Origin of the sequence: Ensifer sp. SL37, assembly GCF_026672675.1 — a bacterium.
GTDB lineage: Bacteria > Pseudomonadota > Alphaproteobacteria > Rhizobiales > Rhizobiaceae > Ensifer > Ensifer adhaerens.
The window spans coordinates 3,216,400-3,241,772 of the sequence record NZ_JAPPRN010000006.1; the positions used below are offsets into that span (position 1 = coordinate 3,216,400).

A 25,373-nucleotide genomic window follows, 5' to 3' on the forward strand; every position below is an offset into this window, starting at 1 on the left:
ACTTCACTCAAGCACCGGGAGGTATGTTTTGGCCGAGCGCGCGTTTCGCTTCGTCGCCCGTCGCTGTGCTGCGCGCATCCATCGCATTCGCCAGATCGAGCCTGCGCGGGCCGACTTTCGCGAAGATGTCACGCGCCGCCAACGGTGCCAATTGATAGGCCAGAATGAACTCTTCGAGATCGTAGACCGCATCCCAGCCATGAAGCAGTCTCTTTTTGTCGTGCGTGAAATTCTTGGTCATGGGACGCTCCCGCGTTCTGGCTCCGTGCTTGGCGCAAAGACGGCCAATTGTCAGGCGGCTGAGGAAGCGTCAGGGATACGCCAGCTAAACGGGCTGGCGCGGACATGGTTTCAAATTAAGAGTTCAGACGGCGAAGGAGGGGACCGGGCAAGGGGCCTGGCAATGAGGGGCCCGGGCGGAAGCCGGATCGTCGGCTTCTGACGGAACGTGATCACCGGCGATCAGGCGGACGACGTGCTGTTGCGGCCGGAAGCGTGCGGCCGGCAGGACCTCGCGGTCAATCTGTGAGCTGGCAGAAAGCATGACCGGTCGCCATCGCCGGGCACAGCATGGTTCTCGGCGGCAACGGTGACCTTGGCAAAGTGCGCGGCAGCGACGCTATTTCAGGTAGGCGCGCACCACATCCACCAGTTCGGCCGCCGCTTCCTCCCGGTCCTTCTGCGACAGCTCGGCTGCGGCGACATGCATGTGGATATGGTCTTCGACCACTTCCGCCATCAGCCCGTTGACCGCGCCGCGGATGCCGGCGATCACCTGCATGACCTCGGCGCAGCCCTTCTCCTCCTCCAGCATCCGCTCGACCGCCTCCATCTGGCCGCGCAAGCGCCGGACCCTGTTGATGAGCTTCTGCTTCTCGCGGATGGTATGGGTCATCGCAAACTCCGGTTTCGGGCGCCGCCGCTATGCGGCCCGTGGTTCCACCTCCACGGTCACATGCGACAAATCGTGAATGGCGGCAAGCTTTTCGCGATAATAGGACGGTGCCCGCGGGCTGTCGGCGACGAGCGAGACGATTGCACCGTGGTGGCCGGGCCCGAGTTGCCAGACGTGCAGATCGACGATCTCGGCGTCTTCCCTGGCGACGATCTCGCCGATCTCGTCCGGCAGGTCTTCGCCATCGGGGATATAGTCGAGCAATGTCGCGCCGGTATCGCGAAGGAGGCCGAAGGACCAGCGCGCAATGACTAGTGCGCCGACGATGCCCATGGCGGGATCGAGCCACAGCCAGCCATAGATTGCGCCGAGACCAAGGGCGACGATGGCGAGCACCGAGGTCAGCGCGTCGGCAAGGACGTGCAGATAGGCGGCGCGCAGGTTGCGATCCTGCCCACCATGGTGCCCATGGTGGTGGCCGTGATGATCGTGGTGATGATGGTCGTGATCGTCCTTCAAGAGCCAGGCGCAGACGAGATTGACGATGAGGCCGGCAACAGCGACGAGGATCGCCTCGCTGAAATCGATCGTCACCGGAGCGTTGAGGCGGCGCAGGCTCTCCCAGCCGATCAGAAGCGCGATCAGGGCCAGCACGATGGCACTCGAAAAACCGGCGAGGTCCCCGAGCTTTCCCGTGCCGAAGGTAAAGCGGCGATTGTTCGAATGCTTGCGTGCATAGAGATAGGCAAGCGCTGCGATCAGCATCGCGGCCGCATGGGTCGACATGTGCCAGCCATCGGCAACCAGCGCCATCGAGCCGAAGATCTGACCTGCCGCGATCTCGATCAGCATCATCGTTGCGGTCACCGCGATGACAATCCAGGTCCGCCGCTCGTTGCGCTCGTGATTGCCGCCGAGGAAGACGTGATCATGGCTGGCCGCGAGCACGCGCGCGTCGTCATGCGAATGCCCGTGGTGGTGATGATGGTCGCGGTCGTGATTGCCCATGTCGATGCCTCCAATATTATATAGGGGGGTACCCTATATTGGATTCGACATAAAGTCTCTGGTTCGGGTCTGCGATTTCAGCTTGATGATGTCGCTAATTCACGCCGTCAGCAGCGACGTCGTCAGATCGCCGTAACCGGTAAACCGATATTCGTATTCGAGCCCGAGCCGCTCGGCGGCCTTCCTCGCCTTCTCCTGCAAGCCTGCATCCTCCTGCTGCGAGAGATAGACGAGCTTGCGGTAGTGGCCGAAATACATGTCCCGGAGCTCCGGGTGCCGGTTGAGGCCGAGCGGTTCGATGACGAAGGCCTCGAACTGGCGGGCGAGAAAGTCGGTGAGGAAGAAGGCGGTGAGGTCGTCGTCCCAACGGCGGGCGAAATCATCGTTGCCGGCAAAGAAGGAGTAACAGTGCGGACCGGGGATACGCTCGACCTTTTCCTCCTCCAGAAGTCGGTCGAGCTGGCCGCCGGTGCCGCAGTCGGCATAGGCGACGAAGATGCGCTCGAAGCCTTCGGCGCGGGCCTTGGCAATGGCGTCGCGAATGCCCGGGGTGATCTTGTCGGGCGTGTTGTGCCAGATGGCGGGCAGACAGTTGAGGTCGATATGGCCAAGCCCGTTAGCCTCGCAGATCGCCAGGATTTCGCGGGCGATGGCGCCGCAACCGATCACGTGAACTTTTTCCGGTTGTGCACGTTCTATTGCGGGCGATACTTTTTCCATCTTGATTCCATGTGGCTATCAGCGGGAAGGACCCTGACCATGACAGTAAAGACCCTTGCAACCGTCGGCGCCGTTCTCGTCGCCCTTTCGACGCTTACCGCCTGCGGCAACACCATCCGCGGCATCGGACAGGATACCGCAAACACGGTCAACGCGACACAGTCGGCCGGCAAGAAGGTGGCAAACTCCGTCAACTAACCCGGCAAACTTGCCAGGCACGCTCGCCAGACATAGGAAAGCCGGCCGCGGATTTCACCCACGCGGCCGGCTTTGTCATTTCGGATTGTCCGAAGCTCAGCCGGCCAGGCGGTTGTGCTTGCGCTTCATGAAGTCCTTGGCGGTTTCGACCGCAATCGCCGCATCGCGGCAATAGGCATCGGCACCGACGGCCTTGCCGAATTCCTCGTTCAGCGGCGCACCGCCGACGAGAACGACGTAGTCGTCGCGCAGCCCCTTTTCCTTGAGCGTGTCGATGACGACCTTCATGTAGGGCATGGTGGTGGTCAGAAGCGCCGACATGCCGAGAATGTCCGGCTGCTCGCGCTCGATCGCTTCGAGATAGTTTTCGACCGGGTTGTTGATGCCGAGGTCGACGACGTCGAAGCCCGCACCTTCCATCATCATGCCGACGAGGTTCTTGCCGATGTCGTGAATGTCGCCCTTGACGGTGCCAATCACCATCTTGCCGAGCTTCGGCGCGCCGGTTTCGGCGAGAAGCGGGCGCAGGATGGTCATGCCGGCCTTCATGGCGTTGGCCGAGAGCAGCACTTCCGGCACGAACAGGATGCCATCGCGGAAGTCGATGCCGACGATGCGCATGCCTTCGACCAGCGCCTGGGTCAGGACGTCGTAAGGCGTCCAGCCGCGCTTGAGCAGGATGTTGGTCCCGTCCTCGATTTCCTCCTTCAGGCCGTCATAGAGGTCGTCGTGCATCTGCTGCACGAGTTCTTCGTCGGAAAGGTCCTCGAGAATGATTTCATCGTCTGCCATATTGGGGTTCCTCGGTTCCTGGCACGGTCGCGCGAAATTTTCGGACGCGTCCATCAATCCATAGCGGTCGATGTCTAAAAATCTGTTTTCGAAAGCGACGTCGCATATGACAAAAAGCGACGGGAGGGCGGCTTCTTTTGCCGCCTGTATATTCTTAACAAAAACAATATATTCGCGCCACGCGGTTTTTGCGCCCTCTTGTCGCCGCTCGGCAGTGTTCGAGTTGCGCCACGCCTTGGCGCATTGAGACCCGCAAGGCCCCCGATGCTTGGTAGCATTAAGGTCAAATGATGCTTGAAGGCGCAAAAAGTGATGCGCGGGAGAGGAAAAGCGAATGAGCGACGTGACAGATCAGGGCGCGGTTGAAGGCGGCGGTCGCCGCGCACGCGGCGAGGGACGGGGAGCAGCAGCAAGGCGCGCATCGCGCACCGGCGGCGGCCCGGGGCCGTCTTTGCCCTATATCCAGCGCAAGATTCGCGAATACGAGGTGCTCGACGAGGAAGGCCTGCAGCTGATCGAGCGTAATGCCGATACGATCCTCGAGGAAATCGGCATCGAGTTCCGTGACGACGCTGAGGCGCTCGAACTCTGGAAGCAGGCCGGCGCCGACGTGCGCGGCCAGCGCGTGCATTTCCCCAAGGGTCTCTGCCGCGAGCTTTTGAAGACGGCACCTTCCGAATTCACCTGGCATGCCCGCAATCCGGAGCGCAGCGCCCAGGTCGGCGGCAAGGCGACGATCTTCGCGCCGGTCTACGGCCCGCCCTTCGTGCGCGATCTGGAAGGCAACCGCCGCTATGCGACGATCGAGGATTTCCGCAATTTCGTGAAGCTCGCCTATATGGCGCCGTCGATGCACTCGTCCGGCGGCACGGTCTGCGAGCCGGTCGACATCCCCGTCAACAAGCGCCACCTCGATATGGTCTACAGCCATATCAAATATTCCGACAAACCCTTCATGGGCTCGGTGACGGCGCCGGAGCGGGCGGAAGACACGATCGCCATGGCGAAGATCGTCTTCGGCGACGACTTCGTCGAAAACAACTGCGTTACGCTGAACCTCATCAACGCCAACTCGCCGATGGTCTTCGACGAGACCATGGTGGGCGCGCTCAAGGTTTACGCGCGCCATAACCAGGCCTGCGTGCTGTCGCCGTTCATTCTGTCGGGCGCCATGAGCCCGGTGACGGTTGCCGGAACGCTGACGCAGATTCTGGCCGAAGTGCTGGCCGGCGCCTCCTTCACCCAGCTCATCCGCAAGGGCGCGCCGGTGCTCTTCGGCACGTTTGCCGCCTCGATCTCGATGCAGTCGGGCGCGCCGACCTTTGGTACGCCGGAGCCGTCGCTCGTCTCCTATGGCGCAGCCCAGCTCGCGCGTCGCCTGAAGCTTCCGTTCCGTACCGGTGGTTCGCTCTGCGGCTCCAAGGTTCCGGACGCGCAGGCAGCACACGAATCGGCCAACACGCTGAACATGACGCTTCTTGCCGGCACCAACTTCGTGCTGCACGCTGCCGGCTGGCTCGAAGGCGGTCTGATCTCGTCCTACGAGAAGTTCATGATCGACCAGGACCAGCTCGGCATGATGCAGAAGATGGCCGAAGGCGTGGACCTCTCGGAAAACGCCCAGGCGCTGGACGCGATCCGCGAAGTCGGTCCGGGCAGCCACTATCTCGGCTGCGCGCATACCCAGGCCAACTTCCAGACGGCGTTCTACCGTTCGCCGCTCGCCGACAACAATTCCTTCGAACAGTGGGAAGTGGAAGGCGAAAAGCGCATCGAACAGCGCGCCAATGCGCTGTGCCGCAGTTGGCTGGAGCATTACGAGGCGCCTTACCTCGATCCCGAGATCGACGAAAAGCTGAAGGCGTTCATCGCCAGCCGCAAGGACTCGATGCCGGACGCTTTCACCTGAAAGGGTCCCGAGCGAGCCAGGGAGCAAGGCGGCGCGGCGCAGGTGGCCGACATGATCCAGAAGGAGGTCTGGCGCCCGCATTACGAACACCAGGGGCCGAAACCGAAATGACGGCGCCTTCCGCGACAGCGGACAAGACAATCGAAACGATCCGTGCGGCGCTGGCGCCGCACGGTCTTTTTTTGCGCGGAACCGTGAATTTCGCCTCCGGTGAGGCGGCACCGCTGCTCGTCGATGGCCGCCTGGCGGCAAGCGTGGTGCTGATTGGCAATATCGGCGGTTCGCTGTGGCAGCCGTTCAGCGCGTGGCGGCAAGCCCGGTCGGATGGCGGCGGCGCCGATCCGCTCGACAATTGGTCGAAGGCCGTTATCAATCCGGTCGCCGGCGAGCAGGGGGCGACCGCCTTCTTTCCGTCGGATCCCCCGTGGCAGCCGTTCCAGCAGTGGGCGATGAGGGCCGAAGGCCTGAAACCGTCACCGCTGGGCATTCTCATCCATTCGCGTTTCGGCCTGTGGCACGGTTACCGCGGCGCACTTGCTTTCGGTATCCCGCTTGGCGAGACAGGTGAAGCGAGCGCCAGCCGCCCTTGCGACCACTGTCTCGAAAAGCCGTGCATCTCGGGCTGTCCGGCGTCGGCGCTTGCAGGGGAACGCTTCGATGTCGGGCGTTGTCGCGGCCATCTGCGCACGGACGCGGGCAGGGCGGGCTGCCTTGCGAATGGTTGTCTATCGCGCGCTGCCTGTCCCGTCGGGAGCCAATATCGCTACCCGCCCGAGCAGTTGCGCTTCCATATGTCTGCGCTTGAAGTGTGAGCCCCGGTCTCCACTCTGGCGCGCAAAGATGGTGCAAATCTCCAAAATGACTAAAATTGGAGGTGTCGTGGAAAGGTAATATTATCGAATTTATAACGATCTGGACGGCGTGGCGTTGGAGTCCATCGTATGAGAGGTAGCCCAGTCGTATCCGTGAGCAACTATCCTCCGCACCTGTCGCGCGAGGACGTGCAAGCGCAGATATCTCGGCTTGACAGTATTCACGCGGCCAACAGCCAGGTTTTGGGGGACGCTTTCAAGCGCCTGCTGGCGATCGGCGCCGGCCATGCGGCCGTCATCACCGCCTGCATTGCCGGCTTCGATGCGCTGGTGGACCGATCGGTTCTCACCGGCGATCTTCTGCCCGATGCCATCGACATCCTCAGGAAATTTGCGCTGACCGTCAGCGCGCTCGGCCTGTTCCTCACGTTCTGGGCGATCGGCAACAATTACGGCGAGGTCCAGAAAGAAGCGAGGCGCCATGCGGTGAAGGTGGCAACGACGCTCAGAGAAAAGCGGCTGCTTTTGTCGCTGTCGCAGGATGTGCTGAACCGCGATCCCAAATCCTATCTGCTTGCAGGCGTCGGGGGCTTTGCCTGCCTTTGCGCGATCTTCGGCCTTGCAAGTCTCGCCGGCATCGCCGGTCTCGTCACCACCATGGCGGCGATCGTCGGCGGCTAGTCGCCAAGCGTATGATTTCGCCTGTGCCCGCGCCAGAATAAGCCGCAATCTCAGGCATGCTTGGCGGCTGATTCGATTGGACCTTTCGCCATGCCGCTTTTTCCAAAACCCTTTCTCGTCGGTGCCGTTCTTTCGGCCGGTCTTGCCGGGCCTGCGCTCGGCGCCTGCCGCGATGTCAGCCATCTTGGCCAGGACTATGTCGCCTGCAGCTTCGATCCGGCGACAACCGATATCCGCCTCTACAACAAGGATCAGGCGGGCGTGCCCTTCCGCTCCTTCCGGGCGCTGTCGCTCGAACTGCGCCATCGCGAAGAATACATGAGCTTCGCCATGAACGGCGGCATGTATCACGACGATCTGTCGCCGGTCGGCCTGCATATCGAGGAGGGGCGCGAGCAGGCGCCGCTCAACACCAATTCCGGCTGGGGCAATTTCCACCTTTTGCCGAACGGGGTGTTTTATGTCGACGACGGCAAAGCGGGGGTAATTGCGGCGGACGCCTATCGCGACGCCAGGCTCACGCCGCGATTTGCCACGCAATCCGGGCCGATGCTGGTCATCGACGGCAAGCTGCATCCGCGCTTTCTGCCCGACAGCACCAGCTACAAGACCCGCAACGGCGTCGGCGTGACGGCCGAGGGCGAGGTGGTTTTCGTCGTCTCGAAGCGCCCGGTGCGGTTCCACGATTTCGCGACGCTGTTTCGCGATACATTGGATTGCCCCAATGCGCTCTTCCTCGACGGCACGATTTCGAGCGTCTATGCGCCTGATATCAACCGCCATGACCGGCTGTTTCCGATGGGGCCGATCATCGCCGTCGTCGGAAAATTTCCACGCTGACTTTCCTTGGGCGCGGGATTCGGGCGGAAAACCGCACACTTTTCCTCCTCCCCCGAAAAAAAATGTGCCGCCCACCCAAGGAACGGGCAGCCTGCAACGTCTAAGGTTCAAATGAGGTGAGGGCGGGCACGGATTTGGACGCTGAACTCGTCGAAAAGGCGGTGGATGGAGACCGACAGGCTTTCGGCCAGCTGGTCGAGCGACACTATGATTTTGTCCATGCGGTCGCCTGGCGATGGTCCGGAAACATCTCTGACGCAGAGGACATCGCCCAGGATGTCTGCCTGCGGCTGGGTGCCGCCATTCGCGGCTTTCGCGGCACCAGCCGGTTTCGCACCTGGCTCTATACGCTGACGTTGAACGCCGCGCGCGACCATAGGCGGCGGCAGGTGCGCGATCACAGCCGCATGCAGGCCTATGCCAGCGAGCAGGCGACGGCAGCGCCCCCTCAGGATCCCGACGAAGAGCAGCGCGAGGCGCTCTGGGCCGCGGTCCGGGAACTGCCGGAAAAGCAGTGCGATGCGGTGCTGCTCGTTTATGCCGAAGGCTTGAGCCATGCGGCGGCCGCCGACGTGCTTGGCTGTTCGGAGGCAACCATATCCTGGCATGTGCATGAAGCGCGCAAGCGCCTGAAGACATTGCTCGGCAAGGAGGCAGTGTGACCATGAGCGACGATTTCGAAAAGCTTGGCCGGATGAACCCGCCGAAGGCTTCTGCGGAAGCGCGCGCCCGTGCGCTCGCCTTGGCCATGCAGGCCTTCGACGAGCAGCAAGAAAATTCGAATGCCACCCAAGGATCGGTTCGGCCGGTTCGTCAAAGCTCCATCTTCAACCGGATATGGAGCCCCATCATGAACCGGAAACTGCTCGCCGGATCGGCACTGGCAACTCTTCTCGTCGTGCCCGCCGCCGCTTTCCTGACGTTTGAACTCACGCGCGACGGTGCGCTCTTCGGCGAGCCTGCGCAGGAGATCGCGCTGAAGGGTGAACTCACCAAGGAAGAGGCGCGGCAAAAGCCGGAGCCCCAGGTCGCCGCCAGGAAGGCGGCCGCCGACGAACGCGCGCGCCAGCAGGAAGCAAAAACCGTGGAGGCGCCCGCGACCGTCGAGGCCGAGAGCGAGGCTGCGGCTCCTGCCGCGCAGGCCGATGCGATGGCCAACAGTGTTGCGCGCGACAGTGTTGCTCCGCTCTCGGCGGTCGCCGGTGCGCAGCCGCAGATGACCTATCTGCCGGCGCCGGTCACTGAGGAGAAGCTCGTCGCGCCCGAGCAAAACCGCGAGCGCTTCGGCAAGGCCGACAGCAATCCGGTGAAAAGCGTTGCGACCGATCCGGTCTCGACCTTCTCTGTCGATGTCGACACGGCATCCTACGCTTTCGTGCGCCGCTCGCTGATGGAAGGGCAGATGCCCGAGCGCGACGCCGTGCGGGTCGAGGAGATGGTCAACTACTTCCCCTATGACTGGCCGCGGCCGGCAAGCGCCGCCGAACCCTTCAAGGCGACGGTGACGCTGACGCCGACGCCGTGGAATGGCGGCACACGGCTGATGCATGTGGCGATCAAGGGGTACGACGTGGTGCCGGCGCAAGCGCCGAAGGCGAACCTCGTCTTTCTGATCGACGTTTCCGGCTCGATGGATGAGCCGGACAAGCTGCCGCTGTTGAAGGGTGCCTTCCGGCTGCTGGTCGAGAAGCTGAAGCCCGAGGATACGGTCTCGATCGTCACCTATGCAGGCAACGCCGGAACCGTGCTGGAGCCGACATCGGTCAAGGACAAGGCGAAGATCCTCCAGGCGATTGACACCTTGCAGCCCGGCGGCTCGACCGCCGGTGCGGAAGGGATCGACGCGGCCTACGGGCTTGCCGAGAAGGCCTTCGTCAAGGGCGGGGTCAACCGCATCATGCTGGCGACGGATGGTGACTTCAATGTCGGCCCGTCGAGCGACGAGGACCTGAAGCGGCTGATCGAGGAGAAGCGCAAAAGCGGCATCTTCCTCTCCGTGCTCGGCTTCGGCCGCGGCAATTATAACGACGCGCTGATGCAGACGATCGCCCAGAACGGCAACGGCACGGCCGCCTATATCGACACGCTGGCCGAGGCGCAGAAGACGCTGGTGGAGGAGGCGGGGTCCTCGCTCTTCCCGATCGCCAAGGACGTCAAGCTGCAGGTGGAGTTCAATCCGGCCGCGATCGCCGAATACCGGCTGATCGGCTACGAGACACGCGCCTTGAAGCGCGAGGACTTCAACAACGACAAGGTGGACGCCGGCGACATCGGTTCCGGTCACAGCGTGACGGCGATCTACGAGGTGACGCCGAAGGGCAGCCCGGCGGTGCTCAACGACGACCTGCGCTATGCAGAGGCGGAAAAGTCGGTGGCAGAGGCAAGCTCGAACAGCGGCGAACTTGCCTTCCTGAAGATCCGCTACAAGAAGCCGGACGGCGACAAGAGCGAGCTGATCACCACGCCGGTGACCGAGGCGAATGCGGTGCCGTCGCTCGCCGAGGCGTCCAATGACGTGCGCTTCTCTGTGGCAGTGGCGGCCTTCGGGCAGAAGCTTGCAGGCGTGACGGCGCTCGCTGACTATTCCTATGACGCAGTCATCGATCTCGCCGCAGCCGCCAAGGGCGCCGATCCGTTCGGCTATCGCAGCGAATTCGTCAATCTGGTGCGGCTCTCCAAGGGGCTCGGCGGTTCCGGCAAGTGATGTCGGGTTGGGGCAGCCCTCAACCGCGTGGTCAGGGTTTGCCCCTCATCCGCCTGCCGGCACCTTCTCTCCGTTATGACGGGGAGAGGGGAACAAGTGGCAACCGTTTCGCCCATCGTGAAGGCTGAGATTGTCGCTGACGTTGAGGCCTGGCACCTGAGGGTGCGCCTAGCGGCTCTCTCCCCGCCTGCGGGGAGAGATGCCCGGCAGGACAGTGAGGGGGCACCCGTCACGCGCGAGCGTCGATCCCCTGTCGCCTCACGCCTTCGGAAAGGCGCGTTCCAGCCCACCGGCCTTCGACAGGCCCGCCTTGAACGCCTGGTAGGCTGCATGGTGGCTGGAGCGGCCGGCTTCCATCAGGCGCATCTGCAGCCGCGCCGGTGCATGGCTGCCGAGCCACTGGCCGAGCTTTTCGAGTTTCAGCGAATTCAGGAACTTCGCCTCCGAGGCGATGTCGAGGTGGCGGTAGAGGCCGTCCATCAGGCGCTCGTCCTGCTCGGGGTTTTCCATCAGCAGGCGCAGGAAGGACTGGTCGGCTTCGCTGAAACTCCCGAATTTTTCGGCGACGGTGTCCCGGTCGGGAAAGGAGGCTGGGCCGGCGTTCATGTCACTGTCTCCCGTCTGCGGCCGCGCGGTGCGTTCTGCGGGACGCAAAGGCGCGGTGTGGCACGTTGAACCGCTGCAAAGCAGCGAATCTCTCTTTCATCGGGGATAGGCCAGCGGTCACGGGTGCGCAAGCGGTGGCGAATATGCAGATATTGAACATATAGTCCAATATTGACAATTAATCCAACTATGGGCATATGCGAGCCATGACCATAGCACCCGCCTTCACCTCGATCCTTGCAACGCACGCGCCGACGGCGGCTGCGATCAGCGCGCTTCTTTATCCGCATGGGGAGGTTGTGCTGCATGATCTCCGAACCGGTACGATCGCGGGGATCTGGAACTGTTTCTCCGGTCGCGCGGTCGGCGAAGATTCGCTGATCGAAGAGGAATTTTCAGCCCTCGGCAGCACTGAAGCGGTGCTCGGGCCCTATGAGAAGACCGGTGCGGATGGCCGGCGCTTCAAGTCGATCTCAGCCGTTCTGCGCGACGGGACGGGCGACGCGGTCGGCCTGCTTTGCATCAATCTCGACATGTCGATGATCGATCAGGCGGTGAAGCTGCTCTCGGCTTTCGCCGGCGCCGAGCAGCCGAAGCCGCAGGCGCTGTTTTCGCGCGACTGGCGCGAGGAGATCAACGCGACCCTGCATGGCTGGCTGAAGGAGCGGGGGCTGGCGCTCTCGGCGCTCAAGCGCGGCGATCGCGTGGCGCTGGTGGCAGCGCTCGACGAACGCGGCCTCTTCCAGACGCGCAACGCGGTCGATCACCTTGCCAGCCTCATCGGCGCCTCGCGCGCGTCGATCTACAACTATCTCGCTGCGGCCCGCGGCGAGGCGCCCTGATTGCTGCGCGCAATATTTCGGACAGAGACCGCTTCGCGGGTCTTCGGACTTGCCTGACCCATAACCGTTCGCGTGCGCCTCAGCCGCGAGAGGAGGAAATATCCATGACGACCTTGCCCGATTTCCGGCTCGAAACCCATTTCTCCCGCTGGGAGTTCAGCGCCCGCCACCATATGACCGCGAGCGACAGCCAGACGACCAGCATGAGCGATCTTCTGGCGCTTGCCGACGCGGAGGACCGCGCCGCCTGGGACAACATCACGCTCGGCTATACCGAGACCTATGGCGCACCGGCGCTGAGGGCAGCGATCGCTGCGACCTATGAAGGGCTGACGGCTGCCGATATCCTCTGCTTTGCCGGCGCGGAGGAGGGGCTTTATTGCGCCATGCTGGCGCTGCTCGGGCCGGGCGACCACGCGATCGTGACGGTGCCGAACTACCAGTCGATGGAGACACTTCCGGTGACGATCGCCGGCGCGGTGACCGGCGTGCCGCTTCGCCCAGAGAACAATTGGCGGCTCGATATCGCCGACGTGCGCGCGGCGTTGAAACCCAACACGAAGCTGATCTGTGTGAATTTCCCCAACAATCCGACCGGTGCCATTGCCGACCAGGAAACCTTCGCGGCGCTCGCCAAGCTCTGCGCGGAGCGCGGCATTCATCTCTTCAGCGACGAGGTCTATCGCGGGCTGGAGCGTGACGCCTCGCTGCGCCTGCCGCAGGCGGCCGAACTTTTTGACCGTGGAATCTCGCTGAATGTCATGTCCAAGGCCTATGGCCTGCCGGGCCTGAGAATCGGCTGGATCGCCTGCCGCGACCATGCGCTTCTCGAACGCATGGAGAAGATGAAGCACTATCTGTCGATCTGCAATTCGCGGCCGTCGGAAGTGCTGGCGACAATCGCGCTCAAGGGGCGTGCCGTTATCCTCGATCGCAACCGGGCGCTCGTTGCCGCCAATCTCGAGAGGCTCGGCGCCTTCTTGGCGGAATTCCCGGATCTCTATGAGTGGCGGGCACCTGACGGGGGCTGCGTCGGCTTTGCCCGCTATCTCGGTGCCGATGGCGTCGAGAGCCATTGCCGGGGGCTGGTGGAGGAGGCTGGCGTGCTGCTCTTGCCGTCAAGCCTCTTTGTATCCGATCTGCTGCCGGTCGCCACCGATCGCTTCCGCGTCGGTTTCGGCCGCAAGGATATCGAGGTCGGGCTCGATGCCTGGCGCCGGCATATTCGGCGATAGCCCCAGTGTCGCCATCTTCGGCCTGCTAGTTACCCGCAGGTCCCGCTCCCGGGCGTATGCCCCGGGAGCCTTGGAACGCACGCATGTGGATACGGACCGCGCGACAATGGTCCCATTGTCAAGATTGTGTTAACGAGCGGCCCCCGCCACCGAGTGTTTCCTCTGCTGATGCAATACAGACCCGAAATCGATGGACTGCGCGCGCTTGCCGTCGTCCCGGTCCTCCTGTTCCATGCCGGTTTCGGCCTTGTCTCTGGCGGCTTTGCCGGCGTCGATGTCTTCTTCGTCATCAGCGGCTACCTCATCACCGCGATCATCCACCGCGAGATCAGCGACGGGAACTTCAGCATCGCCCGTTTCTACGAGCGGCGCGCCCGTCGCCTTGCGCCGGCGCTGCTCCTGGTCTGCGCCGTCTCTATTCCCTTCGCGCTGATGTGGATGCTGCCGGAGGAACTCAACAGCTTTGGCAAGAGCCTCTATGCGGTGAACCTGTTCGCCTCGAATTTCTTCTTCTGGGACCAGACCGGCTATTTCGCGCCGAGCACGGCGCTGCTGCCGCTGCTGCACACCTGGTCGCTGGCGGTCGAAGAACAGTTCTATCTGGTCTTCCCGCTGCTGCTTTTGCTGCTTCACCGCTTCTCGCGGGCAACGCTGTTGAAGGTGGTGGCGGCGCTCGTGCTCCTGAGTTTTGCGGCGACCCAGGTCTTTGCGAACCTGGACCCGGCCGCGAATTTCTACCTGCTGCCAAGCCGGTTCTGGGAACTCGGCGTCGGTGCGCTGCTTGCGCTCGTCGGCGTTGAAAAGCTCGATCTTTCGAAAGGCAGCCGCGAGCTTCTGTCAGCCCTCGGTCTGCTGGCGATCGTCGCGAGTTATTTGTTCGTGGTGGAATCGGCCTTCTATCCCGGCTGGACGACCGTGCCGGTGGTTCTGGGCACGGCGCTGGTTCTCGCCTTCGGCCGCAGCGATACCGTCGTCGGCCGGCTGCTGTCGCTGAAGCCGCTGGTCGCGATCGGGCTCATCAGCTACAGCCTCTACCTCTGGCATCAGCCGGTCTTTGCCTTCGCGCGCCTGCGGTCGATCGAGGACATTCCGGCCGAAGGCTACGCGCTCCTGATCGCGCTCTGCTTCGTACTTGCCTATCTCAGCTGCCGTCTCGTCGAGCAGCCCTTCCGCAAGCCGGGCCGCTTCAGCCGTCGCGCGGTTTTTGGCGCCACGCTTGCGGCCGGATCGGCGGCGATCGCCTTCGGCTTCACGCTCGACGGTTCCGACGGTCTCGCCGCCCGGAATCGCGAACTTGCGCAGCTTTCGGAGCCGAGCGTCGGCCTCGGCAAGAAATGCGATGCCGTCGCCGACCTGCGCTGCGCCTCTAACCCGAAGCCCGAGGTCGCGGTCTGGGGGGATTCCTTCGCCCGGCACCTCGTCGACGGCATTATCGCGTCGAAGCCGGACGTGCGGCTGGTGCAGCTTGCCAAGAACAATTGCGGGCCGTTTTTGAACCTGTCGCCGATCATGCCGCGGCTCGGTCGCGACTGGTCCGACGATTGCGCCCGCTACAACGAAGAGGTCCGCCGTTTCCTGCTTGCCAACCGGTCGATCCGCTACGTCGTTCTGTCCTCGCAGCTCAGCCAGTACCTGAAGGAGGAGAAGGTGCTGGTCGATGGCCGCAGCGAGGTGACGACCGAGACGAAGCTTCTCATCGACGGCCTGCGGACAACCTTTGCCTGGCTGCGCTCGAACGGCTTCGAACCCGTCTTCGTCGCGCCGACGCCGCATGACGGCCGCGATACCGGGCTCTGCGTTGCAAGAGCCCGTCTGCTCGGCCTGTCGGACCGGCACTGCGAGCCGGTGCTAAAGACCGTTCGCGAATATGACCGCGATGTCCTGAACGTGGTTGCGGATATCGCCGACGAGTATCCCGTCGTCAGCTTCATGGACTATCTCTGTGACGACGACAGCTGCAAGATCGAGGACAAGGGCGTCGCGCTCTTCGAGGACTTCGGGCACTTCTCCAAGGAAGGGTCCCGCCAGATGGGACGCGCCTTCGATTTCTACCGAGCTTTCATCGAGGCGGCGAAGGGCAGGCCCGTGGCCGAGCGGGCAACGGACGCCAAGGCCTTCGACAACGCCGCGCTTTAAGACAGCCGCCACATCGACGCATAAACGAAAACGCCCCGGATCTTTCGATGCCGGGGCGTTTGCTTGTCGATTTGCCTTGCCTGGCTTGATCAGGCGCGGCGGCTGCGGCGCTCGCGGGCAGGCGCGGCCGCCGTTTCGTTGGCGGTCTTGTTGCGCAGCGGGCCGATCTTTTCGATGATCAGGTCGAGCGTCGGGCGTTCGCGGCGCACATGTTCGTCGAGTGCGACGCGCATCGCGGCGAGGTGGCCGCAGGTGGTGCCGCAGCAGCCGCCGATGATCTTGGCGCCGGCATCGGCCGCAAGGCGCACATATTCGGCCATCAGCGGCGGCGTGCCGGAATAGTGGATCTCGGAGCCGCGGAATTCCGGAATGCCGCAATTGCCCTTGACGATCACGGTCGCCTCGGGTGCTGCCTCCGTCATGTCGAGCAGCGAGGAGAGAATGTCGGAAGCACCGACGCCGCAATTGGCGCCAACGGCGACCGGGCCGTCACCGAACTCGGTGGCAACGCCATGGATGTCCTTCGGGTGCAGCCCCATCATCGTCTTGCCGGCGGTATCGAACGAGCCGGTATAGACGTAGGGAAGGCCGACCTTGGCGGCCGCTTCGGCGGCCGCACGGATCTCGTCCGGCGAGGACATGGTTTCGATCCAGGCGACTTCGGCGCCGCCGGCCTTCAGGCCCTCGATCTGCTCGACGAAAGCGGCAACCGCATCCTCATAGGAGAGCGCGCCGAGCGGGATCAAGAGTTCGCCGGTCGGGCCGACGGAGCCGGCGGTGATGACCTTGCGCGATGCCTTGTCGGCAACCGCACGGGCGATCTCGGCGGCGCGCTTGTTCAGCGCATGCACGCGGTCGTCGGCCTGGTGCAGTTTCAGCCGGTGACGGGTGCCGCCAAAGGTGTTGGTGAGGATGATGTCGGCGCCGGCGTCGACGAAATCCTGGTGCAGCTTGGTGATGTTCTCCGGCTTCGTTTCGTTCCAGAGTTCCGGCGCTTCGCCTGCTTCGAGGCCCATGGCGAAGAGCGACGTGCCGGTGGCGCCGTCGGCGAGAAGAACGCCTTTTTCGGCGATGAGAGCGGAGAGGGCATTGGAGGCTGCGGTCATCGGTTTTTCCCGGCTAGAATAGATTGCAACAAGATATAAAGATATCTTTATGTCTTGGCAAGCGTTCAGCGACGGGAGGCTTCCGGTTCGGCGCGCATGCTCATGCGGCCGGCGAGCCCAAGGCCGAAGACGGCAAGTGCCGTCAGCAGCCACATCGGATCGGCGCGATTGAGGAAGAAGCTTTCGAGCATGGCGTTGTAGGTCATGAAGATCACCACCATGACGCAGAAATCGGCGAAGATGCGGCCCTGCGGTCGGCGATAGGCCCGTGCGTAGTCGAAGAGCGGTTTGACGAAAAGCAGGATGGTCATGAGGATGCCGCCGGGCAGGCCGAACATCAGCACCGCGTCGAGATAGCTGTTGTGGCCGGTGACGATGCCGCGTACGTCCCAGCTCGCCTCGAAATTCGCCTCCATGCCCATGATCACGGGCGACAGCCAGAAACTCGCATAACCCTGGCCGAGCCAGGGGCGCTCGGCGATGCTGGCGCTCGCGAATTTCCAGATGTCGTCGCGCCGGTGAAGGTCGCATCGTCGATCAGCCCCTTGGTGATCGAAAGCAGCGTGTCGGAATAGATGGTGCCGAGCGTCAGGCCGAAGACCAGCACTGACATGGCGAGATGGGCAAGGATCATCAGCCCGGGGCTGCGCACCGCGCGGCCGGCAAAGACGAGGCCGATCGCGATCGGCAGGAATCCGATCGTCGTCTTCGATCCGGTGTGCAGCACGAAATTGGCCGCCAGCAGCGTGATCGCCCAGCCGCGAAGCGGCGCGCCGGCGCGCAGGCAATAAATGCCGAACATGCAGAGGATGGAAAAGACCGGCGCGGAGACGTTCTTGTGCAGGAGGTGGCCGCGCCAGAAACCGGCATGCCAGGGCTCGTCGCCGAAGGCCGAATGGATGGCGCGGTCGGGTGCCACGAAGAGAGCGGCGTAGTCGATCAGGATCAGAAGCAGGATCGCATTGGCGCCGGCATTGACGAAGTCCTTCTCGCTCTTCGGCAGCACCAGCACGCCCGCCACCATGATCATGGCGACGAGGCTCAGCGTCAGGCCGCGGGCGGAGGCGGCCGGGTCATAGGACTGCAGGCAGGAGAGGTAGGCGATGGCGAAGATCGCGATCCAGGCCGGAGAGACGAGGCGGGCGAGCACCCGCCGGTCGACGGTGAGCAGCATGGCGAAGAGATAGACCGCGCCGAGCACCAGGTAGCCGACCTGGTTGATGATGTTGCCTTCGTTCGCCGCGTTCGGATCCGTCGTCACCGCGCCCTGAAACGGGATCAGCGTGAAGACGATGAGGAACAGACCAAGGCCCGAAAGCAGCGCGGCAAGGCCGTTGACGAGTTCCACCAGCCCGGCATCGAACGCCTCCGGCACGCGCTGGCGCGCGGTGGAGGTGTCTGCCGTGGCTGTGTTCGGGTGCATGGCGGCTTAAAAAACGAATGACTGGGACGCGGTTCGGCATCGGTGATCATGACCCCGGGCCGTCCTGCCGTTCGGACAGGGCCGGCCTTGGGAGATCCGCACCTTGGCGCAATCAGGTTAAACCTCGGTGAAACGGTGGACGGGCCGCCCGGGCGGGATCGGCAGTCGCGGCATTACCGGTCCCGATATTTGCGCGCCGATTGCCGCAGGTGCTTGCCGCCCGGTCGCCATGCCCTTAAAAGGCTAGGGTATATTGGCCGTGTGGAAAACGCGGCCCTTGCCGTATTTCGCGGTCCGTCTTCCATAATTCGATCTCGATTTTCGTTCCGAGGTCGTTCGATAGCGTCGAAACGAGAAAACACGATATGCAGTCCCTTATCCGTATGGTCGCGTCCGCGGCGGTCTCCGTAAGCCTGCTGCTTGGCAGCGCATCCTTTGCCGCCGCCGGGCAGGCTCATTTTGTCGTCAACGCCGACACCGGCTCGATCCTGGAGGCCGACAATGCCGACGAGCTGAACTTCCCGGCGTCGCTGACGAAGATGATGACGATCTATCTCGCCTTCGAAGCGCTGCGCAGCGGCACCCTGCAATGGGACCAGAAGCTGACGGTTTCCGAGCACGCCAACAGCCTGGAGCCGTTCAAGCTTGCCGTCGGCGCCGGACGCCAGATCACCGTGCGCGAAGCGGTCATGGGCATGGTCGTGCTTTCGGCCAATGACGCAGCCGTCGTTATCGGTGAGACGCTCGCCGGCAACGAGACCGCCTTCGGCCAGATGATGACCCGCAAGGCCAAGACGCTCGGCATGACCAGCACCGTGTTCAAGAACGCCAACGGCCTGCCGGACCCGGCCCAGGTAACCACGGCGCGCGACATGGCGACGCTCGGCCTCGCGCTGATGCGCGACTTTCCGCAGGAATTCCAGCTCTTCGCCAACAAGACAATCGAGTTTCGTGGCATGAAGCTGCGCGGTCACAACGGCGTGATGAAGCGCTACGAAGGCGTCGACGGCATCAAGACCGGCTACACCGACGCCTCCGGCTACAATCTCGTGACCTCGGCCAAGCGCGGCGACACCCGCCTCGTCGCCGTCGTCATGGGTGGCAAGACGGCGCAGTCGCGCGACGACGACATGATCGCGCTGCTCGACAAGTTCCTGCCGCCGAAGGAAGACGCAAGCGCTGCCAGCGTCACTGAACCGGCTGCTGCAGCGGCGACGACCACCACGAACTGATCTCTCCGACCACTTTCTGAGGTTTGCCCCTCACCCTAACCCTCTCCCCGCAGGCGGGGCGAGGGGACGAGGGCTGACGTTCGCCGTCCGTTGCTTGGCCGCCGCCAGAGGCGGCCATAATGAGGTCGGGAAAACGATAGGATGTCGTCGGGCACTGACCGCCGGGCAGGCCTGTCAGAGATTGGGAGCGTGGCATCGCCGCAAATACCTTCTCCCCGCGGGCGGGGAGAAGGTGCCGGTAGGCGGATGAGGGGCCGCGTCGGTCGCTGCCCCAATCATCGCTTGTCTCAAGCCGCAGCGCGATCCTCGTGGCTGACCGGCGTGACCATCGCGGCGATGACCGTCGAAAGGTCGAGGGCGCCGATCGGGCGGCCGTTTTCATCGACCACGTGGGCGGTTCCCACACGGGCAGCGGTCATCGTGCGCGCCGCCGATTCCAGTACCGTGCCGGTTGCAAGCGGCACGCCTTCGGCATTGCCGGAGATCGGCCGCATGATGGTCTCGACATTGATCACCCGGCCGCGGTTCACTTCCTTGACGAAGGCGGTGATGTAGTCGTCGGCCGGCGACAGCACGATTTCCTGGCCGGTGCCCTGCTGCACCACGCGGCCATCGCGCAGGATCGCGATCTTGTCGCCGAGGCGCAGCGCCTCGTCGAGGTCGTGAGTGATGAAGACGACGGTCTTCTTCAGTTCCTTCTGCAGATCGAGCAGCACCGTCTGCATGTCGACGCGGATCAGCGGGTCGAGCGCCGAATAGGCTTCGTCCATCAAGAGAATGTCGGCATCGTTGGTCAGCGCGCGGGCGAGACCGACGCGCTGCTGCATGCCGCCCGACAGCTGGTTCGGGTAATGGTTCTCGAAGCCCTTGAGACCGACGCGCTCGATCCAGCCGCGGGCGCGCTTCTCGCTCTCCTTGCGTTCCACACCCTGGATTTCGAGACCGTAGACCGTGTTGTCGAGCACGGTGCGGTGCGGCAGCAGCGCGAACTTCTGGAACACCATCGCCGTCTTGTGGCGGCGGAATTCGCGCAGATCGTTGTCGTTCATCTTGCAGACGTCGACGCCGTCATAGAGCACTTCGCCGGCGGTCGGGTCGATCAGCCGGTTGATGTGGCGGATCAGCGTCGACTTGCCGGAGCCCGAGAGACCCATGACCACCATGACGCTGCCGGCGGGCATGGAAATGTTGATGTCCTGCAGGCCGAGCACGTGGCCGTGCTGCTCGTTGAGCTCGGCCTTGCCCATGCCTTTCTTGACGGCATCGACGAAGTCGACGCCGCGGGGGCCGAAGATCTTGTAGAGGTTCTTCACCTCGATCGCGTGACTAGCCATGGATAACCTCCGAGTGCTTTTGCAGCCGCTTGCCGAAGGCCTGGCTGGTACGGTCGAAAATGATGGCGATACCGACAAGGGCAAAGCCGTTGAGGAAGCCGACGGTGAAGAACTGGTTGGCGATCGCCTGCAGCACGTTCTTGCCGAGGCCGCCGACGCCGATCATCGATGCGACGACGACCATCGCCAGCGACATCATGATCGTCTGGTTGATGCCGGCCATGATGGTCGGCAACGCCAGCGGCATCTGCACGTTCTTCAGCTTCTGCCAGGTCGAGGAGCCGAAGGCGTCGGCCGCTTCCAGCACTTCCTTGTCGACGAGGCGGATGCCGAGATTGGTGAGCCTGATCATCGGCGGCACCGCGTAGATGACGACGGCGATCAGCCCCGGCACCTTGCCGATGCCGAAGATCATGACGACCGGGATCAGGTAGACGAAGCTCGGCATCGTCTGCATGACGTCGAGGATCGGATTGACGAAGGACTGCACCCGGTCCGAGCGCGCCATCAGGATACCGATCGGAATGCCGATGAGGATGGAGATCAGTGTGCAGACGGTGACCATGGCGAGCGTGACCATGGTGTCATTCCAAAGCCCGACAAGACCGATGGCGATCATCGACAGCGCGGTGCCGATGGTGACGTTGATGTTGCGGCTGCCGAAATAGACGATCGCGGTCATCGCCGCCAGGATCACAATCCAGGGGGAGCCGACGAACAGGCTTTCGAGGTAGTTCAGGAACCATTGAAGCGGCTGGACCACCGTGTCGATGGCGTTACCATAGGATCGCACGAAGCCCTTGAAGCTATCATCGACAGCCTTGCGGGCGAGCCGGATCGTGCTCTCGTCAATGGCAGGGAACTTGCAGAGCAACGCTGGCAAGACACTGCAGATGGAGGCCATTTGTTTCCCCTTCTTGGCCGGAAGTTTTTTTTAAGCCGGCCGCGTCTCGGCATCGAAAGGCTCGATGACAGCGCACACTTGGGTGACCTCTTTGGGTCCCGGCACTTAAACTGTGGCAGCGAAATGTGTCGCCCGCTTACCTGATAGCGACGCGAAGGCTCCCGGTTCGCCGCCTCTGAGACGATGAACGTTCAAACGAGACCCGCAAGGACGCCCCATCGTTCCCTGTCCCGGCATCAAAACCGGAACGGGCAGGCGGCCGATTCCACGGTCCGCCTGCCGTCATGTTCGATCAGAGCGCTGCCTTGACCTTTTCGGCCACTTCCGGGCTCACCCACTGTGTCCACATATCCGGGAACTCGGCGAGGAAGTGCTTGGCGCCGTCCTCGTTGGTGCCCTGGTTCTGGTCCATCCAGGCGAGAACCTTGTTGACGGTGCCATTGTCCCACTTGCGCGCCTTGACGTAGTCCATGGCAACGCTCGCCTTGTCGGCGAAGGACTTGGTCACGACGGTGTAAACGTCGGAAACCGGGTAGGAATTGACTTTCGGGCTCGGGCAATCCGGCACGGCGGTGCAGGCGTCCCAATCGGCCTTGTCGTGATCGACGCCGAAGGAGAGGCGGGTCATCTCGTATTTGCCGAGGATGGCGGTCGGTGCCCAGTAGTAGCCGAGCCAGCCGGTCTTCTTTTCGAACGCGTTGGCGATCGAGCCGTCGAGGCCGGCAGCCGAGCCGGTATCAACCAGCAGGAAGCCGTCCTTCTCCGCGTTCAGCGCGCGATAGAGATTGGCGGTCGAGACCTGGCAGTTCCAGCCAGACGGGCAATTGTGAACGGCGGCCTTCGACGAGTCTTCCGGTGCCGGGAAGAGCTCCGGGTGCTTCAGCGCGTCCTGCACCGTCTTGATGTCCGGGTGCGCGTCGGCGAGGAATTTCGGGATCCACCATCCTTCGACGCCGCCTTCGCTCAGGATCTTGGCGGCTTCGATGAGACGGCCTTCCTTGATCGCAGCGTCGAGCGGCGTGCGCACGGCGTTGACCCAGAGTTCCGGCGCCATGTCGGGCTGCGCCTTTTCGTTCATGGAAGCGAAGGTCGGCATGGTGTCGCCGGTGACCAGCGTCACCGTGCAGCCGTAGCCGTTCTCCAGAATGAACTTGTCCACCTGGGCGGCGACGCCGGCAGAAGCCCAGTTCATTTCGGCAATGCTGACTTCACCGCATTCCGCGGCCTGCACGGAACCCGCCATGGCATAGAGGCCAGCGGCGAGAATGGTGGAAGCGAGGAGTTTCTTCATGTTGCAAGACCTCCCAGTCTTATTTTGCAGCCAAGATCCAAACGGGAATCCACGGCGGACGCGACATCCTCCGTCACCCGAAACAACGATGCAGCCGGGGGGTCGGCATCAAACAAGCCAAGGTTCACCCTTGCTGCGGACGGTGCGGGAGTTCGTATTCAGCCCTGGCCGCGGAACCCTGTCGCCAGCCAATCTCCTCTTATACCGCAAACCAAGCCTAAGGTTTCTCGCTGAGAAATCAACCTCTTCAATCGGTTGACCGGGAAGGACGGGGTCTCGTGCGTTCTGTCTGCGACATCGCCGAAGCGCGTATTTTGTGCGTGAGAGACCCCGAATTTAAGCAATAGCGACAATTCTTGCCGCAAAAAATGGCGCTGGGCGCCACGGACCTCAGAACCCTGTCGAGATCCTGACGTTTCCTGTCGTGATTGCGTCACGCCAAATGGCGCGCATGTCGCGAAAAATTTACAAAAAAGTCCGGAATTCATCTTTGGTTAAATCCTCACTAACCATCCGGTAACGATGTCCAGCTAATTGTTCTTCTCGCGGCGGGGGACTGCCGCCGGTCCGGATCAGGTTTGTGCGTCCCGGACTTTGAGCGAACCTTCGGTGTGTTTTTCCGAAGTGACCAGGCGTTTTTTGGCGGCCGCATCCCTCTTGAAGAGGTTGATGCGGCCTTCGCATTTCAGGGCCAATGCCGGACATAAAAAAACCGCCCCGGAGGGGCGGTGGAGGAGGCTCTGGGAGGAGAGCTCGAAGGGGCTTCCGCCCCGATCGCTGGCCTTAGCCGACGTTCGACGTGCGGATGACGCCGAGCGGGCCGAAGGGCGCGTCGACGACGAGGTTGCGTACGCGCGACTGGCTGGACGGAACCTTCGAGTTCCAGGCGATCTGAACGAAATTGGGCTTGCTGAAAATATACAGCATGGACATGAACCTTGAGAGGCCGGAGGCCTATCCTCCGGGGCGTGTTGCTATGCCGCTGATATAGGAGTGCGCTGCAAAAAATTGAATGCCAAACTCGCCACGCCATGTCGCATTCTGGCTATCGGCCGCGACATTTTCGACAAGCCTTGCGAAAGCGCGAAACAATGCGTGAAAGGGCTTTGTCAATTGCGGCGAAATCGTGTCGAAACAGACCTTTGCCGCTGCCCGTTTCAGTGTTACCGATGGCCGCATGACACGCAGGATCATGTTGCAGGGAACCGGCTCGGATGTCGGAAAATCGGTATTGGTGGCGGGGCTCTGCCGGCTTGCCGCCAATCAGGGCCTGAAGGTCCGGCCGTTCAAGCCGCAGAACATGTCGAACAACGCCGCCGTTTCCGACGACGGCGGCGAGATCGGCCGCGCGCAATGGCTGCAGGCGCTGGCCGCGCGCGTGCCGTCGTCGGTGCACATGAACCCGGTGCTCCTGAAGCCGCAGTCGGACGTGGGCAGCCAGATCGTCGTTCAGGGCAAGGTCGCCGGGCAGGCCAGGGGGCGGGAATATCAGGCGCTCAAGCCCAAGCTGCTGGGCGCCGTCATGGAGAGTTTCGAACAAATATCGGCCGGTGCCGATCTCGTGGTGGTCGAAGGCGCCGGCTCGCCGGCCGAAATCAACCTCAGGCCCGGCGACATCGCCAATATGGGCTTTGCGACACGGGCCAATGTGCCGGTCGTGCTGGTCGGCGACATCGACCGCGGGGGGGTGATCGCCTCGCTGGTCGGCACGCATGCGATCCTGCCCGAGGAAGACCGGCGCATGGTGACCGGCTATCTCATCAACAAGTTCCGCGGCGACGTCACGCTGTTCGACGACGGCATTGCTGCCATCGGCGGCTACACCGGCTGGCCCTGCTTCGGCGTCGTGCCGTGGTTGAAGGCGGCGGCACGCCTGCCGGCGGAAGATTCCGTCGTGCTGGAGAAGCTGACGCGCGGCGAGGGGCGGGCGCTGAAGGTTGCCGTCCCGGTACTGTCGCGCATCGCCAATTTCGACGACCTCGATCCGCTCGCCGCCGAACCGGAGATTGATCTCGTCTTCGTGCGGCCTGGCAGTCCCATTCCGGTCGACGCTGGCCTCGTCGTCATTCCCGGGTCGAAATCGACCATCGGCGACCTCATCGATTTCCGTGCGCAAGGGTGGGACCGTGACCTCGAACGTCATGTGCGCCGGGGCGGCCGGGTCATCGGCATCTGCGGCGGCTACCAGATGCTCGGCCGGCGCGTCACCGATCCGCTCGGCATCGAGGGCGGCGAACGTGCGGTCGAGGGCCTCGGGCTGCTCGACGTCGAGACCGAGATGGCGCCGGAAAAGACGGTGCGCAACAGCCGCGCCTGGTCGCTGGAGCATGATGTGGCGCTCGAAGGCTACGAAATCCATCTTGGCAAGACGCAAGGTGCGGACTGTGGCCGGCCGTCGGTGCGCATCGACAATCGCGCCGACGGCGCGCTTTCGGCCGATGGCCGCGTGATGGGCACCTACCTGCATGGGCTCTTCACCAGCGACGCCTATCGCGGCGCGCTGCTCAAGAGTTTCGGCATCGAAGGCGGCGCCAACAACTACCGCCAATCGGTCGATGCGGCGCTCGACGATGTCGCGAACGAACTGGAGGCTGTGCTCGATCGTCGCTGGCTGGACGAGTTGCTCAGGCACTAGGGACGCGGCAACGGTCAGCCAGCAGGTCCGGTACGTCGGGCCCAACAGGAGCAACGAGCTTATCCGACGG

The 25,373-nt window shown here is 63.1% G+C and carries 25 protein-coding genes; 12 read left to right on the forward strand and 13 right to left on the reverse strand.

The window, feature by feature from the left end:
* Positions 1-7: 7 nt before the first annotated feature.
* From OVA00_RS27885 to OVA00_RS27900, 4 genes are all read right to left on the reverse strand, one after another.
* Positions 8-241, reverse strand: a complete 234-nt coding sequence (locus tag OVA00_RS27885) for a hypothetical protein (RefSeq protein ID WP_060601052.1) — start codon at positions 239-241, stop codon at positions 8-10.
* A 378-nt stretch (positions 242-619) separates the two neighbouring features.
* Complete coding sequence (locus OVA00_RS27890; RefSeq protein WP_034788200.1) at positions 620-895, reverse strand: metal/formaldehyde-sensitive transcriptional repressor; 276 nt, start codon at positions 893-895, stop codon at positions 620-622.
* Between the two features lie 27 nt (positions 896-922).
* Complete coding sequence (gene dmeF / locus OVA00_RS27895; RefSeq protein WP_268090016.1) at positions 923-1,903, reverse strand: CDF family Co(II)/Ni(II) efflux transporter DmeF; 981 nt, start codon at positions 1,901-1,903, stop codon at positions 923-925.
* 99 nt (positions 1,904-2,002) lie between these two features.
* Positions 2,003-2,623: a DUF1638 domain-containing protein gene (locus OVA00_RS27900; RefSeq protein ID WP_090294026.1), complete on the reverse strand. Its 621-nt coding sequence runs from the start codon at positions 2,621-2,623 to the stop codon at positions 2,003-2,005.
* A gap of 39 nt (positions 2,624-2,662) precedes the next feature.
* Between OVA00_RS27900 and OVA00_RS27905 the strand changes: the two genes are divergently transcribed.
* Entirely contained in the window at positions 2,663-2,821 is a 159-nt protein-coding gene (locus tag OVA00_RS27905; protein WP_034788206.1) for a hypothetical protein, read from the forward strand.
* A gap of 96 nt (positions 2,822-2,917) precedes the next feature.
* Here OVA00_RS27905 and OVA00_RS27910 read toward each other — a convergent pair whose 3' ends face one another.
* Positions 2,918-3,613, reverse strand: coding sequence for a corrinoid protein (locus OVA00_RS27910; RefSeq protein ID WP_034788208.1), 696 nt, complete (start codon positions 3,611-3,613; stop codon positions 2,918-2,920).
* A 334-nt stretch (positions 3,614-3,947) separates the two neighbouring features.
* Between OVA00_RS27910 and OVA00_RS27915 the strand changes: the two genes are divergently transcribed.
* The 6 genes from OVA00_RS27915 to OVA00_RS27940 all read left to right on the forward strand — a co-directional run bounded on the left by OVA00_RS27915 (position 3,948) and on the right by OVA00_RS27940 (position 10,559).
* On the forward strand, positions 3,948-5,522 hold the full coding sequence (locus tag OVA00_RS27915) for a trimethylamine methyltransferase family protein (RefSeq protein WP_034788211.1): 1,575 nt from the start codon (positions 3,948-3,950) through the stop codon (positions 5,520-5,522).
* Between the two features lie 107 nt (positions 5,523-5,629).
* Positions 5,630-6,334: a ferredoxin gene (locus OVA00_RS27920; RefSeq protein WP_268090017.1), complete on the forward strand. Its 705-nt coding sequence runs from the start codon at positions 5,630-5,632 to the stop codon at positions 6,332-6,334.
* A gap of 153 nt (positions 6,335-6,487) precedes the next feature.
* Positions 6,488-7,015 carry a hypothetical protein gene (locus tag OVA00_RS27925; protein ID WP_034788217.1) on the forward strand — a complete coding sequence of 176 codons (528 nt, stop codon included), beginning with the start codon at positions 6,488-6,490 and terminating at the stop codon, positions 7,013-7,015.
* A 90-nt stretch (positions 7,016-7,105) separates the two neighbouring features.
* A complete protein-coding gene (locus OVA00_RS27930) occupies positions 7,106-7,855 on the forward strand; it encodes a phosphodiester glycosidase family protein (RefSeq protein ID WP_112976525.1) in 750 nt (249 codons plus the stop codon).
* Between the two features lie 134 nt (positions 7,856-7,989).
* Positions 7,990-8,517 (forward strand): RNA polymerase sigma factor, encoded by a 528-nt coding sequence (locus OVA00_RS27935; protein ID WP_060601041.1) that lies wholly within the window; start codon positions 7,990-7,992, stop codon positions 8,515-8,517.
* 2 nt (positions 8,518-8,519) lie between these two features.
* Positions 8,520-10,559 carry a vWA domain-containing protein gene (locus OVA00_RS27940; protein WP_442780563.1) on the forward strand — a complete coding sequence of 680 codons (2,040 nt, stop codon included), beginning with the start codon at positions 8,520-8,522 and terminating at the stop codon, positions 10,557-10,559.
* Between the two features lie 258 nt (positions 10,560-10,817).
* Here the strand turns inward: OVA00_RS27940 and OVA00_RS27945 are convergent, their stop codons facing one another.
* Positions 10,818-11,165: a hypothetical protein gene (locus OVA00_RS27945; RefSeq protein ID WP_268090018.1), complete on the reverse strand. Its 348-nt coding sequence runs from the start codon at positions 11,163-11,165 to the stop codon at positions 10,818-10,820.
* 206 nt (positions 11,166-11,371) lie between these two features.
* On the opposite strand from OVA00_RS27945, the gene OVA00_RS27950 reads away from it, so the two are divergent.
* From OVA00_RS27950 to OVA00_RS27960, 3 genes are all read left to right on the forward strand, one after another.
* Positions 11,372-12,007: a helix-turn-helix transcriptional regulator gene (locus OVA00_RS27950; protein WP_034788230.1), complete on the forward strand. Its 636-nt coding sequence runs from the start codon at positions 11,372-11,374 to the stop codon at positions 12,005-12,007.
* Positions 12,008-12,111: 104 nt separating this feature from the next.
* Complete coding sequence (locus OVA00_RS27955) at positions 12,112-13,242, forward strand: aminotransferase class I/II-fold pyridoxal phosphate-dependent enzyme (protein WP_060601035.1); 1,131 nt, start codon at positions 12,112-12,114, stop codon at positions 13,240-13,242.
* Positions 13,243-13,410: 168 nt separating this feature from the next.
* The gene (locus OVA00_RS27960; protein ID WP_268090019.1) at positions 13,411-15,378 is read left to right on the forward strand and encodes an acyltransferase family protein; all 1,968 of its coding nucleotides are present in this window, start codon (positions 13,411-13,413) and stop codon (positions 15,376-15,378) included.
* An 89-nt stretch (positions 15,379-15,467) separates the two neighbouring features.
* On the opposite strand, the gene bmt is transcribed toward OVA00_RS27960, so the two are convergent.
* The 3 genes from bmt to OVA00_RS27975 all read right to left on the reverse strand — a co-directional run bounded on the left by bmt (position 15,468) and on the right by OVA00_RS27975 (position 17,907).
* Positions 15,468-16,484: a betaine--homocysteine S-methyltransferase gene (gene bmt, locus OVA00_RS27965; protein ID WP_060520605.1), complete on the reverse strand. Its 1,017-nt coding sequence runs from the start codon at positions 16,482-16,484 to the stop codon at positions 15,468-15,470.
* Positions 16,485-16,549: 65 nt separating this feature from the next.
* On the reverse strand, positions 16,550-16,900 hold the full coding sequence (locus OVA00_RS27970) for a hypothetical protein (protein WP_268090022.1): 351 nt from the start codon (positions 16,898-16,900) through the stop codon (positions 16,550-16,552).
* Between the two features lie 8 nt (positions 16,901-16,908).
* Positions 16,909-17,907 carry a hypothetical protein gene (locus OVA00_RS27975; RefSeq protein WP_268090023.1) on the reverse strand — a complete coding sequence of 333 codons (999 nt, stop codon included), beginning with the start codon at positions 17,905-17,907 and terminating at the stop codon, positions 16,909-16,911.
* A 365-nt stretch (positions 17,908-18,272) separates the two neighbouring features.
* Here OVA00_RS27975 and OVA00_RS27980 point away from each other — a divergent pair, with 365 nt between their 5' ends.
* The gene (locus OVA00_RS27980; RefSeq protein ID WP_089044198.1) at positions 18,273-19,139 is read left to right on the forward strand and encodes a D-alanyl-D-alanine carboxypeptidase family protein; all 867 of its coding nucleotides are present in this window, start codon (positions 18,273-18,275) and stop codon (positions 19,137-19,139) included.
* Between the two features lie 287 nt (positions 19,140-19,426).
* Here the strand turns inward: OVA00_RS27980 and OVA00_RS27985 are convergent, their stop codons facing one another.
* The 4 genes from OVA00_RS27985 to OVA00_RS28000 all read right to left on the reverse strand — a co-directional run bounded on the left by OVA00_RS27985 (position 19,427) and on the right by OVA00_RS28000 (position 23,595).
* Positions 19,427-20,473, reverse strand: a complete 1,047-nt coding sequence (locus OVA00_RS27985; protein WP_060520608.1) for a quaternary amine ABC transporter ATP-binding protein — start codon at positions 20,471-20,473, stop codon at positions 19,427-19,429.
* A complete protein-coding gene (locus tag OVA00_RS27990) occupies positions 20,466-21,377 on the reverse strand; it encodes an ABC transporter permease (RefSeq protein ID WP_034788251.1) in 912 nt (303 codons plus the stop codon). The genes OVA00_RS27985 and OVA00_RS27990 overlap by 8 nt, the downstream gene beginning before the upstream one ends.
* A gap of 292 nt (positions 21,378-21,669) precedes the next feature.
* Positions 21,670-22,668 carry an ABC transporter substrate-binding protein gene (locus OVA00_RS27995; RefSeq protein WP_268090024.1) on the reverse strand — a complete coding sequence of 333 codons (999 nt, stop codon included), beginning with the start codon at positions 22,666-22,668 and terminating at the stop codon, positions 21,670-21,672.
* A gap of 783 nt (positions 22,669-23,451) precedes the next feature.
* Positions 23,452-23,595: a hypothetical protein gene (locus tag OVA00_RS28000; protein WP_089044242.1), complete on the reverse strand. Its 144-nt coding sequence runs from the start codon at positions 23,593-23,595 to the stop codon at positions 23,452-23,454.
* A 250-nt stretch (positions 23,596-23,845) separates the two neighbouring features.
* Between OVA00_RS28000 and OVA00_RS28005 the strand changes: the two genes are divergently transcribed.
* On the forward strand, positions 23,846-25,303 hold the full coding sequence (locus OVA00_RS28005) for a cobyric acid synthase (RefSeq protein WP_268090026.1): 1,458 nt from the start codon (positions 23,846-23,848) through the stop codon (positions 25,301-25,303).
* The last annotated feature ends 70 nt before the right edge of the window (positions 25,304-25,373 follow it).

Coding starts and splice junctions, on each gene's coding strand:
- OVA00_RS27885 (WP_060601052.1), bottom strand. CDS start 241: ATGACCAAGAATTTCACGCACGACAAAAAGAGACTGCTTCATGGCTGG.
- OVA00_RS27890 (WP_034788200.1), bottom strand. CDS start 895: ATGACCCATACCATCCGCGAGAAGCAGAAGCTCATCAACAGGGTCCGG.
- dmeF (WP_268090016.1), bottom strand. CDS start 1,903: ATGGGCAATCACGACCGCGACCATCATCACCACCACGGGCATTCGCAT.
- OVA00_RS27900 (WP_090294026.1), bottom strand. CDS start 2,623: ATGGAAAAAGTATCGCCCGCAATAGAACGTGCACAACCGGAAAAAGTT.
- OVA00_RS27905 (WP_034788206.1), top strand. CDS start 2,663: ATGACAGTAAAGACCCTTGCAACCGTCGGCGCCGTTCTCGTCGCCCTT.
- OVA00_RS27910 (WP_034788208.1), bottom strand. CDS start 3,613: ATGGCAGACGATGAAATCATTCTCGAGGACCTTTCCGACGAAGAACTC.
- OVA00_RS27915 (WP_034788211.1), top strand. CDS start 3,948: ATGAGCGACGTGACAGATCAGGGCGCGGTTGAAGGCGGCGGTCGCCGC.
- OVA00_RS27920 (WP_268090017.1), top strand. CDS start 5,630: ATGACGGCGCCTTCCGCGACAGCGGACAAGACAATCGAAACGATCCGT.
- OVA00_RS27930 (WP_112976525.1), top strand. CDS start 7,106: ATGCCGCTTTTTCCAAAACCCTTTCTCGTCGGTGCCGTTCTTTCGGCC.
- OVA00_RS27940 (WP_442780563.1), top strand. CDS start 8,520: ATGAGCGACGATTTCGAAAAGCTTGGCCGGATGAACCCGCCGAAGGCT.
- OVA00_RS27945 (WP_268090018.1), bottom strand. CDS start 11,165: ATGAACGCCGGCCCAGCCTCCTTTCCCGACCGGGACACCGTCGCCGAA.
- OVA00_RS27950 (WP_034788230.1), top strand. CDS start 11,372: ATGACCATAGCACCCGCCTTCACCTCGATCCTTGCAACGCACGCGCCG.
- OVA00_RS27955 (WP_060601035.1), top strand. CDS start 12,112: ATGACGACCTTGCCCGATTTCCGGCTCGAAACCCATTTCTCCCGCTGG.
- OVA00_RS27960 (WP_268090019.1), top strand. CDS start 13,411: ATGCAATACAGACCCGAAATCGATGGACTGCGCGCGCTTGCCGTCGTC.
- bmt (WP_060520605.1), bottom strand. CDS start 16,484: ATGACCGCAGCCTCCAATGCCCTCTCCGCTCTCATCGCCGAAAAAGGC.
- OVA00_RS27970 (WP_268090022.1), bottom strand. CDS start 16,900: ATGGAGGCGAATTTCGAGGCGAGCTGGGACGTACGCGGCATCGTCACC.
- OVA00_RS27975 (WP_268090023.1), bottom strand. CDS start 17,907: ATGCACCCGAACACAGCCACGGCAGACACCTCCACCGCGCGCCAGCGC.
- OVA00_RS27980 (WP_089044198.1), top strand. CDS start 18,273: ATGCAGTCCCTTATCCGTATGGTCGCGTCCGCGGCGGTCTCCGTAAGC.
- OVA00_RS27985 (WP_060520608.1), bottom strand. CDS start 20,473: ATGGCTAGTCACGCGATCGAGGTGAAGAACCTCTACAAGATCTTCGGC.
- OVA00_RS27990 (WP_034788251.1), bottom strand. CDS start 21,377: ATGGCCTCCATCTGCAGTGTCTTGCCAGCGTTGCTCTGCAAGTTCCCT.
- OVA00_RS27995 (WP_268090024.1), bottom strand. CDS start 22,668: ATGAAGAAACTCCTCGCTTCCACCATTCTCGCCGCTGGCCTCTATGCC.
- OVA00_RS28000 (WP_089044242.1), bottom strand. CDS start 23,595: ATGCTGTATATTTTCAGCAAGCCCAATTTCGTTCAGATCGCCTGGAAC.
- OVA00_RS28005 (WP_268090026.1), top strand. CDS start 23,846: ATGACACGCAGGATCATGTTGCAGGGAACCGGCTCGGATGTCGGAAAA.